Origin of the sequence: Pseudomonas putida NBRC 14164, assembly GCF_000412675.1 — a bacterium.
Taxonomy (GTDB): domain Bacteria; phylum Pseudomonadota; class Gammaproteobacteria; order Pseudomonadales; family Pseudomonadaceae; genus Aquipseudomonas; species Aquipseudomonas putida.
In genome coordinates, this window is record NC_021505.1 from 552,501 (window position 1) to 562,878 (window position 10,378).

At 55.4% G+C, this 10,378-nt stretch carries 10 protein-coding genes, 4 tRNA genes and 2 rRNA genes (1 of these 16 running past the window's edge); all 16 read left to right on the top strand.

Annotated elements, in window-relative coordinates; all coding sequences use genetic code 11:
* Positions 1-2,468: ribosomal RNA gene (locus PP4_RS02390) — 23S ribosomal RNA — on the top strand; it begins 424 nt to the left of the window's first position.
* A 134-nt stretch (positions 2,469-2,602) separates the two neighbouring features.
* Positions 2,603-2,718 (top strand): 5S ribosomal RNA (gene rrf, locus PP4_RS02395).
* Positions 2,719-2,989: 271 nt separating this feature from the next.
* Positions 2,990-3,949: a bifunctional biotin--[acetyl-CoA-carboxylase] ligase/biotin operon repressor BirA gene (gene birA, locus PP4_RS02400; protein WP_016497738.1), complete on the top strand. Its 960-nt coding sequence runs from the start codon at positions 2,990-2,992 to the stop codon at positions 3,947-3,949.
* Positions 3,939-4,688 (top strand): pantothenate kinase, encoded by a 750-nt coding sequence (locus PP4_RS02405; RefSeq protein WP_016497739.1) that lies wholly within the window; start codon positions 3,939-3,941, stop codon positions 4,686-4,688. Before birA ends, PP4_RS02405 begins: the two co-directional genes overlap by 11 nt.
* Before the next feature lie 7 nt (positions 4,689-4,695).
* Complete coding sequence (locus tag PP4_RS02410; protein WP_016497740.1) at positions 4,696-5,121, top strand: hypothetical protein; 426 nt, start codon at positions 4,696-4,698, stop codon at positions 5,119-5,121.
* 152 nt (positions 5,122-5,273) lie between these two features.
* Positions 5,274-5,357: transfer RNA gene (locus tag PP4_RS02415), tRNA-Tyr, on the top strand.
* A 24-nt stretch (positions 5,358-5,381) separates the two neighbouring features.
* Positions 5,382-5,455, top strand: a tRNA-Gly gene (locus tag PP4_RS02420).
* A 29-nt stretch (positions 5,456-5,484) separates the two neighbouring features.
* A tRNA-Thr gene (locus PP4_RS02425) sits at positions 5,485-5,560 on the top strand.
* Positions 5,561-5,638: 78 nt separating this feature from the next.
* Positions 5,639-6,832 (top strand): elongation factor Tu, encoded by a 1,194-nt coding sequence (tuf, locus tag PP4_RS02430; protein WP_016497741.1) that lies wholly within the window; start codon positions 5,639-5,641, stop codon positions 6,830-6,832.
* A 54-nt stretch (positions 6,833-6,886) separates the two neighbouring features.
* A tRNA-Trp gene (locus PP4_RS02435) sits at positions 6,887-6,962 on the top strand.
* A gap of 44 nt (positions 6,963-7,006) precedes the next feature.
* On the top strand, positions 7,007-7,375 hold the full coding sequence (secE, locus tag PP4_RS02440; RefSeq protein ID WP_016484648.1) for a preprotein translocase subunit SecE: 369 nt from the start codon (positions 7,007-7,009) through the stop codon (positions 7,373-7,375).
* Positions 7,376-7,384: 9 nt separating this feature from the next.
* Positions 7,385-7,918 (top strand): transcription termination/antitermination protein NusG, encoded by a 534-nt coding sequence (gene nusG, locus PP4_RS02445; protein ID WP_003255501.1) that lies wholly within the window; start codon positions 7,385-7,387, stop codon positions 7,916-7,918.
* 119 nt (positions 7,919-8,037) lie between these two features.
* Positions 8,038-8,469: a 50S ribosomal protein L11 gene (gene rplK, locus PP4_RS02450; RefSeq protein ID WP_003255500.1), complete on the top strand. Its 432-nt coding sequence runs from the start codon at positions 8,038-8,040 to the stop codon at positions 8,467-8,469.
* Positions 8,469-9,164 (top strand): 50S ribosomal protein L1, encoded by a 696-nt coding sequence (gene rplA / locus PP4_RS02455; protein WP_012270232.1) that lies wholly within the window; start codon positions 8,469-8,471, stop codon positions 9,162-9,164. Before rplK ends, rplA begins: the two co-directional genes overlap by 1 nt.
* A 197-nt stretch (positions 9,165-9,361) precedes the next feature.
* A complete protein-coding gene (gene rplJ, locus PP4_RS02460) occupies positions 9,362-9,862 on the top strand; it encodes a 50S ribosomal protein L10 (RefSeq protein WP_016497742.1) in 501 nt (166 codons plus the stop codon).
* 77 nt (positions 9,863-9,939) lie between these two features.
* Complete coding sequence (rplL, locus tag PP4_RS02465; RefSeq protein WP_007957596.1) at positions 9,940-10,305, top strand: 50S ribosomal protein L7/L12; 366 nt, start codon at positions 9,940-9,942, stop codon at positions 10,303-10,305.
* Positions 10,306-10,378 lie beyond the last annotated feature (73 nt).

The window sequence follows — 10,378 nt, forward strand, 5'->3', positions numbered from 1 at the left end:
TACTGACTGACCGATAGTGAACTAGTACCGTGAGGGAAAGGCGAAAAGAACCCCGGAGAGGGGAGTGAAATAGATCCTGAAACCGTATGCGTACAAGCAGTGGGAGCCTACTTGTTAGGTGACTGCGTACCTTTTGTATAATGGGTCAGCGACTTATATTCAGTGGCGAGCTTAACCGAATAGGGGAGGCGTAGCGAAAGCGAGTCTTAATAGGGCGTTTAGTCGCTGGGTATAGACCCGAAACCGGGCGATCTATCCATGGGCAGGTTGAAGGTTAGGTAACACTGACTGGAGGACCGAACCGACTACCGTTGAAAAGTTAGCGGATGACCTGTGGATCGGAGTGAAAGGCTAATCAAGCTCGGAGATAGCTGGTTCTCCTCGAAAGCTATTTAGGTAGCGCCTCATGTATCACTGTAGGGGGTAGAGCACTGTTTCGGCTAGGGGGTCATCCCGACTTACCAAACCGATGCAAACTCCGAATACCTACAAGTGCCGAGCATGGGAGACACACGGCGGGTGCTAACGTCCGTCGTGAAAAGGGAAACAACCCAGACCGTCAGCTAAGGTCCCAAAGTCATGGTTAAGTGGGAAACGATGTGGGAAGGCTTAGACAGCTAGGAGGTTGGCTTAGAAGCAGCCACCCTTTAAAGAAAGCGTAATAGCTCACTAGTCGAGTCGGCCTGCGCGGAAGATGTAACGGGGCTCAAACCATGCACCGAAGCTACGGGTATCACCTTTTGGTGATGCGGTAGAGGAGCGTTCTGTAAGCCTGTGAAGGTGAGTTGAGAAGCTTGCTGGAGGTATCAGAAGTGCGAATGCTGACATGAGTAACGACAATGCGAGTGAAAAACTCGCACGCCGAAAGACCAAGGTTTCCTGCGCAACGTTAATCGACGCAGGGTTAGTCGGTCCCTAAGGCGAGGCTGAAAAGCGTAGTCGATGGAAAACAGGTTAATATTCCTGTACTTCCAGTTATTGCGATGGAGGGACGGAGAAGGTTAGGCCAGCCTGGCGTTGGTTGTCCAGGTTTAAGGTGGTAGGCTGGAATCTTAGGCAAATCCGGGATTTCAAGGCCGAGAGCTGATGACGAGTTGCCATTAGGCGACGAAGTGGTTGATACCATGCTTCCAAGAAAAGCTCCTAAGCTTCAGATAACTGGGAACCGTACCCCAAACCGACACAGGTGGTTAGGTAGAGAATACCAAGGCGCTTGAGAGAACTCGGGTGAAGGAACTAGGCAAAATGGCACCGTAACTTCGGGAGAAGGTGCGCCGGCGAGGGTCAAGGACTTGCTCCGTAAGCCCATGCCGGTCGAAGATACCAGGCCGCTGCGACTGTTTATTAAAAACACAGCACTCTGCAAACACGAAAGTGGACGTATAGGGTGTGACGCCTGCCCGGTGCCGGAAGGTTAATTGATGGGGTTAGCGCAAGCGAAGCTCTTGATCGAAGCCCCGGTAAACGGCGGCCGTAACTATAACGGTCCTAAGGTAGCGAAATTCCTTGTCGGGTAAGTTCCGACCTGCACGAATGGCGTAACGATGGCGGCGCTGTCTCCACCCGAGACTCAGTGAAATTGAAATCGCTGTGAAGATGCAGTGTATCCGCGGCTAGACGGAAAGACCCCGTGAACCTTTACTATAGCTTTGCACTGGACTTTGAATTTGCTTGTGTAGGATAGGTGGGAGGCTTTGAAGTGGGGACGCCAGTTCTCATGGAGCCATCCTTGAAATACCACCCTGGCAACTTTGAGGTTCTAACTCAGGTCCGTTATCCGGATCGAGGACAGTGTATGGTGGGTAGTTTGACTGGGGCGGTCTCCTCCCAAAGAGTAACGGAGGAGTACGAAGGTGCGCTCAGACCGGTCGGAAATCGGTCGTAGAGTATAAAGGCAAAAGCGCGCTTGACTGCGAGACACACACGTCGAGCAGGTACGAAAGTAGGTCTTAGTGATCCGGTGGTTCTGTATGGAAGGGCCATCGCTCAACGGATAAAAGGTACTCCGGGGATAACAGGCTGATACCGCCCAAGAGTTCATATCGACGGCGGTGTTTGGCACCTCGATGTCGGCTCATCACATCCTGGGGCTGAAGCCGGTCCCAAGGGTATGGCTGTTCGCCATTTAAAGTGGTACGCGAGCTGGGTTTAGAACGTCGTGAGACAGTTCGGTCCCTATCTGCCGTGGACGTTTGAGATTTGAGAGGGGCTGCTCCTAGTACGAGAGGACCGGAGTGGACGAACCTCTGGTGTTCCGGTTGTCACGCCAGTGGCATTGCCGGGTAGCTATGTTCGGAAGAGATAACCGCTGAAAGCATCTAAGCGGGAAACTTGCCTCAAGATGAGATCTCACTGGGATCTTGAATCCCCTGAAGGGCCGTCGAAGACTACGACGTTGATAGGTTGGGTGTGTAAGCGCTGTGAGGCGTTGAGCTAACCAATACTAATTGCCCGTGAGGCTTGACCATATAACACCCAAGCAATTTGCTAGCGCAGATTGCGGTGGTGAAGATGACACGAACCGAAAGTTCGCAACAAACCACAAATATCGCATATCCGAATTCGCTGGGCTGTCCATCTGGACATTCTGGCTACAGAATTTCTTGACGACCATAGAGCATTGGAACCACCTGATCCCATCCCGAACTCAGTAGTGAAACGATGCATCGCCGATGGTAGTGTGGGGTTTCCCCATGTGAGAGTAGGTCATCGTCAAGATTCATTTCGCAAAACCCCTATCTGCGCATGCAGGTAGGGGTTTTGTCTTTGCGGCGCAAATATCCCCGGTCCTGCCCGCCCCCCTGTAGGAGCAGCCTTGTGCTGCGAAGAGGCCGGTAAGGCTAAAGATTATCTTCGGCTGCAATGGCCTCTTCGCAGCACAAGGCTGCTCCTACAGAGCAGGGTGCAACGCCAGGTATGCGGGCCCTTTTCCTATGCAAGCCAACAGCCCATGGCTATCATGCGTGCCTTATTCCAAGTCGAGACTGGCATGCTGAAGTTGTTGAATCTCCTCAAGGATGGCCGGTTCCATTCCGGAGAAGCTCTGGGGGCAGCCCTCGGGGTGAGTCGCAGCGCCGTTTGGAAGCAGCTGCAGCACCTGGAGAGCGAGCTGAACCTCACCATTCACAAGGTTCGTGGGCGCGGCTATCAGCTAGCGGCACCGCTGGCTTTGCTCGAAGCGCAGGCAATCGCCAGGTTTGCCGAAGGCGAGCAGTGGCCGGTTTTCATTCACGAAATCATCGACTCGACCAATGCCGAAGGCTTGAGGCTTGCCAATCAAGGGCAAGTAGCGCCATTTCTCGTCCTGGCCGAGCGGCAAAGCGCCGGCCGCGGCCGACGTGGCCGCCAATGGGTCAGCCCATTTGCCGAAAACCTCTATTACAGCCTTGTCTTGCGTGTGGATGGGGGCATGCGCCAGCTCGAAGGCTTGAGCCTGGTGGTAGGCGTTGCAGTAATGCGCACGCTGCAGGCGTTCGGGGTAAAAGATGTAGGGCTCAAATGGCCCAATGACGTGTTGGTTCGCGGGCAGAAGATCACTGGCATTCTCCTGGAGTTGGTGGGTGACCCGGCCGATGTCTGTCATGTGGTACTGGGTATCGGTATCAATGTGAACATGCAGGTCAATGACCAGGTCGACCAGGAGTGGACCTCGATGCGGCGTGAGGTGGGCGCGGCTATAGACCGTAACCACTTGGTGGCTTCGCTCAATCAGCAAATGCAGCACGAATTGGCACGCCATCGTCGCTACGGGTTTGCCGCATTCCAGGAGGAGTGGGAGCAGGCGCACCTTTGGCAGGGGCGCAATGTTTCACTGGTTGCCGGTAATACGCGCATCGATGGCGTGGTTCTTGGCGTCGACGGGCAGGGCGGCTTGCGCCTTGAGGTGGACGGAGTTGAAAAGAGCTTCAGTGGTGGTGAGCTCAGTTTGAGGTTGCGTGATGATTCTTGAGCTCGATTGCGGTAACAGCTTCATCAAGTGGCGCGTGATTCATACCGCTGATGCAGTGATTGAAGGTGGCGGGATCGTCGATTCAGATCAAGCGCTGCTGGCCGAAGTGGCTGCGCTGGCTTCGGTGCGTCTGACAGGTTGCCGCATTGTCAGTGTGCGCAGCGAGGAAGAAACCGATGCGCTTTGTGCGTTGATTGCCCAGGCATTTGCCGTGCAGGCGCATGTTGCGCTTCCGGCACGGAGCATGGCCGGTGTGCGCAACGGTTATGACGACTACCAGCGGTTGGGCATGGATCGTTGGCTCGCTGCGCTGGGTGCATTTCACCTGGCCAAGGGCGCATGCCTGGTGATCGACCTGGGTACCGCCGCCAAAGCAGACTTTGTGGCTGCAGACGGCGAGCACCTGGGTGGCTACATCTGTCCAGGCATGCCGCTGATGCGCAGTCAGTTGCGTACCCATACCCGGCGCATTCGCTATGACGATGCCTCTGCCGAGCGCGCATTGACCAGCCTGTCGCCAGGCCGCTCTACAGTCGAAGCGGTCGAGCGTGGTTGCGTGTTGATGCTCCAGGGCTTTGCGCGTACCCAGCTTGAGCAGGCGCGTTCGCTGTGGGGTGAAGAATTCGCGGTGTTCCTCACTGGGGGTGATGCGCCGCTGGTAAGAGAGGCCGTGCCGCAGGCGCGTGTCGTCCCTGACCTGGTTTTCGTTGGCCTGGCCATGGCCTGCCCATTGGATTGAGGTGCCTATGCGTTGGTTGTTTCTGTTGTTACTGGTGCTCAACGTCTTCTATTACGTGTGGCATCAGCAGGAAGCACCGCTGAAGGTCAAGGAAGTCGCCCCGCTGTCTCTGTACAAGGGGAATCAGCAGGAAATCCGTCTGTTGCGTGAAACGGGTGTGTCGGCACCGCCCAGGCGCCGTGAGGAATGCCTGGTAGTGGGGGGTGTGGCAGGGCAGGAGCAGCTGGATGCACTGCGTCAGCGCTTGCTGAGCCTGGATATTGCCACCTTGCCGGTGGTGGGGCAGCTGCCTGGAGCCGATGGTCGCTGGCTCAAGGTTGCCCCGGAAAGCGAGCGTTTACTGGACCAAACGGTCCTTTCGGCTCTTTCCAATGATTTCAAAGACTTAAAACATAAAATTATTTTCTGCCAGGGTATTGCAACTGGTGAATAGCTTGATAGAATGGCGCCCGCTTCACAGGGAACACCACTCAGGTGGTAGAACTGGAAGCGGTGTCAAAGCAGCTAAGTTTCAGATTTGATTGAAAAAATTTGAAAAAACGCTTGACACTAGGACGGCAGACACATAGAATGCCGGCCACATCTGGAGGGATTCCCGAGCGGTCAAAGGGGACGGACTGTAAATCCGTTGCGAGAGCTTCGAAGGTTCGAATCCTTCTCCCTCCACCAGTTTTAGCGAGAGCCGCAAGCTCCGCGGGTATAGTTTAGTGGTAGAACCTCAGCCTTCCAAGCTGATGATGCGGGTTCGATTCCCGCTACCCGCTCCAAGTTTGCCGGATTTTGCACAAAGTGTTTCGCTCTTGTAGCTCAGTTGGTAGAGCACACCCTTGGTAAGGGTGAGGTCAGCGGTTCAAGTCCGCTCAAGAGCTCCATATAAACAAGGCAGATATGAAAATATCTGCCTTTGTTTTATCAGCGCAAGACTATTTCTTCTGCGGAGGATTGTATCGATGGCTAAGGAAAAGTTTGATCGTTCCCTTCCCCACGTTAACGTCGGCACTATCGGCCACGTTGACCACGGTAAGACCACTCTGACCGCAGCTCTGACTCGCGTCTGCTCCGAAGTTTTCGGTTCGGCAGTCGTTGAGTTCGACAAGATCGACTCGGCTCCGGAAGAAAAAGCGCGCGGTATCACCATCAACACCGCTCACGTCGAGTACAACTCGAACATTCGTCACTACGCTCACGTTGACTGCCCAGGTCACGCTGACTACGTGAAGAACATGATCACCGGTGCTGCCCAGATGGACGGCGCTATCCTGGTTTGCTCGGCCGCCGATGGTCCGATGCCACAAACCCGTGAGCACATCCTGCTGTCCCGTCAGGTTGGCGTTCCGTACATCGTGGTCTTCCTGAACAAGGCTGACCTGGTAGACGACGCTGAGCTGCTGGAACTGGTCGAGATGGAAGTTCGCGACCTGCTGTCCACCTATGACTTCCCAGGCGACGACACTCCGATCATCATCGGTTCGGCTCGTATGGCGCTGGAAGGCAAAGACGACAACGAAATGGGCACCACCGCTGTCAAGCGTCTGGTTGAAACTCTGGACAGCTACATCCCAGAGCCAGAGCGCGCTATCGACAAGCCATTCCTGATGCCAATCGAAGACGTATTCTCGATCTCGGGTCGTGGTACTGTTGTTACCGGCCGTATCGAGCGTGGTATCGTCCGCGTTCAGGATCCGCTGGAAATCGTTGGTCTGCGTGACACCACCACCACCACCTGCACCGGTGTTGAGATGTTCCGCAAGCTGCTGGACGAAGGTCGTGCTGGCGAGAACTGCGGCGTTCTGCTGCGTGGTACCAAGCGTGACGACGTTGAGCGTGGCCAGGTTCTGGTCAAGCCAGGTTCGGTCAAGCCGCACACCAAGTTCACCGCAGAAGTCTACGTCCTGTCGAAGGAAGAAGGCGGTCGTCACACTCCGTTCTTCAAAGGCTACCGTCCTCAGTTCTACTTCCGTACCACTGACGTGACCGGTAACTGCGAACTGCCGGAAGGCGTTGAAATGGTAATGCCAGGTGACAACATTCAGATGACTGTTACCCTGATCAAGACCATCGCAATGGAAGACGGTCTGCGCTTCGCTATCCGTGAAGGCGGTCGTACCGTCGGCGCCGGCGTCGTAGCAAAAATTATTGAATAAGTAGTTGATTTACTTGATCAGGCCGGTATAATGGCCGGCCTGATACAGCGTTACAGGTCAGTAGCTCAATTGGCAGAGCGACGGTCTCCAAAACCGTAGGTTGGGGGTTCGATTCCCTCCTGACCTGCCATTTCACTTCGGTGTGATGGCTTTCTTCTTACAGGATCCTCCTCGATGACTCCCAAAACTGAAGCCCAAGAATCGCGTTTTGATCTATTCAAGTGGCTGGCTGTAGTTGCTTTGGTGGTTGTAGCTGTTGTGGGTAATCAATATTACTCCGCGTCTCCGATCCTGTATCGCGTCCTCGCACTTCTCGTCCTGGCTGCTGTCGCGGGCTTTGTAGCTCTGCAGACTGCGAAGGGCAAGTCGTTCTTTGCGCTGGCGAAGGAAGCTCGTACCGAAATCCGTAAAGTCGTGTGGCCGACCCGCCAGGAAACCACCCAGACCACGCTGATTGTCGTGGCTGTCGTGCTGGTTATGGCACTGCTGCTGTGGGGTCTTGATTCCCTGCTCGGCTGGGCGGTCTCCCTGATCGTTGGCTAAAGGTGTCCCGTGGCTAAGCGTTGGTATGTTGTGCATGCTTACTCGGGTTACGAGAAGCATGTAATGCGCTCCCTGATCGAGCGCGTCAAGCTGGCTGGCATGGAAGACGGTTTCGGCGAGATCTTGGTTCCGACCGAAGAAGTCGTCGAAATGCGCAACGGCCAGAAGCGCAAGAGTGAGCGTAAATTCTTCCCTGGCTATGTACTGGTCCAGATGGAGATGAACGAAGGGACTTGGCACTTGGTCAAGGATACCCCTCGCGTGATGGGCTTTATTGGTGGTACCGCAGATAAGCCTGCACCGATCACCGACAAAGAAGCTGAGGCTATCCTGCGTCGCGTTGCCGACGGCAGCGACAAGCCGAAGCCCAAGACGCTGTTCGAGCCAGGTGAAGTGGTTCGTGTCATTGACGGTCCGTTCGCTGACTTCAATGGTAGTGTCGAAGAAGTTAACTACGAAAAGAGTCGCCTCCAGGTGGCGGTGCTCATTTTCGGTCGCTCTACTCCGGTGGAGCTCGAGTTCAGCCAGGTCGAAAAGGTCTAGGCGGACGAAGCATCCCAAACCCCGCAGCCCTGTGTGTTGCGGGGTTTTGTCGTCACTGGGATAAAACGCAAGTCATCCGGGGAGCCATCAGGCGTTCGTACCCGATTTTGGAGTAGCTCATGGCTAAGAAGATTCAGGCTTACATCAAGCTGCAAGTTAAGGCCGGCCAGGCCAACCCAAGCCCACCCGTTGGTCCAGCACTGGGTCAACACGGTGTGAACATCATGGAATTCTGCAAGGCCTTCAACGCCCGTACTCAGGGTCAAGAAGCCGGCCTGCCGACTCCTGTGATCATCACTGTCTACAGCGACCGTAGCTTCACCTTCGAGACCAAGAGCACCCCTGCCTCGGTTCTGCTGAAGAAAGCTGCTGGCCTGACCAGTGGTTCGGCTCGTCCGAACACCGTTAAAGTCGGTACCGTTACCCGCGCTCAGCTGGAAGACATCGCCAAGGCAAAACAGGCTGATCTGACCGCTGCTGACCTGGACGCTGCTGTACGCACCATCGCTGGCTCTGCCCGCAGCATGGGCCTGAACGTGGAGGGTGTGTAATGGCTAAGCTGACCAAACGCCAAAAGGCAATCGCCGAGAAAATCGAAGCAGGCAAGTCCTACAACTTCGAAGAAGCGGCAACTCTGCTGGCCTCGCTGCCTGCTGCCAAGTTCGTCGAGTCCTACGACATCGCCGTTAACCTCGGTGTTGACCCGCGTAAATCCGACCAGGTCGTTCGTAGCGCTACTGTGCTGCCACACGGCACTGGCAAGACCGTTCGCGTTGCCGTCTTCACCCAGGGTCCAGCTGCTGAAGCCGCTCTGGCTGCCGGCGCTGACCGCGTAGGTATGGACGATCTGGCTGCCGAAATGAAAGCCGGCGACCTGAACTATGACGTAGTCATCGCATCGCCTGATGCCATGCGCGTTGTAGGTCAGCTGGGTCAGGTTCTGGGTCCTCGCGGCCTGATGCCTAACCCGAAAGTTGGTACCGTTAGCCCAGACGTAGCCACTGCCGTGAAAAACGCCAAGGCTGGTCAGGTTCGCTACCGCACCGACAAAAACGGTATCATCCACACCTCCGTTGGCAAGGTCGGCTTTGAAGCTGGCAAGCTGAAGGAAAACGTTGAAGCCCTGATCGCTGATCTGAAGCGTATCAAGCCAGCTTCCTCGAAAGGTATTTACGTCAAGCGCGTTACCCTGAGCACCACCATGGGCCCAGGTCTGGTCATCGATCAGAGCTCGCTGAACGTGTAAGAACATGGCGGTGCGACTCGTCGCGCCGCCAGCAAAAATTGGGGTCCCTGCCTGGCGGGGGCTATCCAAGACCGTAGGTGGCGCAAGCCTTAAAACACCAGCCCACGCAGATGGTGCTCCCGATTCGTTACCGAATCAGACACCAAAACGACATCCGGCTTCGGCCAGATGAAACGGTAAAAACCAGGAGTAAACCCGTGGCAATTAAACTCGAAGACAAGAAGGCCATCGTCGCTGAAGTCAACGAGGCTGCCAAAGTCGCTCTGTCCGCTGTTGTGGCTGATGCCCGTGGTGTGACTGTAGGCGCAATGACCGGACTCCGTAAAGAGGCCCGCGAGGCTGGCGTTTACGTACGTGTCGTACGTAACACCCTGCTCAAGCGCGCTGTTGAAGGCACCGAATTTTCGATCCTCAGCGACGCGTTCAAAGGCCCGACCCTGATTGCTTTCTCCAACGAACACCCGGGCGCTGCTGCTCGTCTGTTCAAAGAGTTCGCCAAGGGTCAGGACAAGTTCGAGATCAAGGCAGCTGCGTTTGACGGCAATTTCATTGCAGCGAACCAGATCGACGTGTTGGCTACCCTGCCGACCCGCGACGAAGCTATTGCACGACTGATGAGCGTTATTCAAGGCGCCACCAGCAAGCTGGCTCGTACTCTGGCAGCCATTCGCGACCAGAAAGAAGCTACCGCTGCCTAAGGCACGCGAACTCTTTCAAAATCATTTGTTTAATTTGATGGCTGCGTAGGCCTTCACCCCAATACAGGATTTAAGTCATGTCCCTGACTAACGAGCAAATCATCGAAGCAATCGGCCAGAAAACCGTTCTGGAAGTTGTTGAGCTGATCAAAGCAATGGAAGAAACCTTCGGCGTGACCGCTGCTGTTGCCGCTGCTGGCCCAGCTGCTGCTGCCGCTGTTGTTGAAGAGCAGACCGAGTTCAACGTTGTTCTGGTTGAAGCCGGCGAGAAGAAAGTGAACGTGATTAAAGCCGTTCGCGAGCTGACCGGTCTGGGCCTGAAAGAAGCCAAAGAGAAAGTCGATGGCGCTCCTCAGGTTGTAGCTGAAGGCGTTTCGAAAGAAGCCGCTGAAGACGCTAAGAAGAAGCTGGAAGAAGCAGGCGCTAAAGTCGAGCTGAAGTAATCTCGACTTTGCGATGCCAGCCTGAGCGTTGAGCACAAGGCTGATGGCTGGTGGCTTATGCCACCGGCCTTTT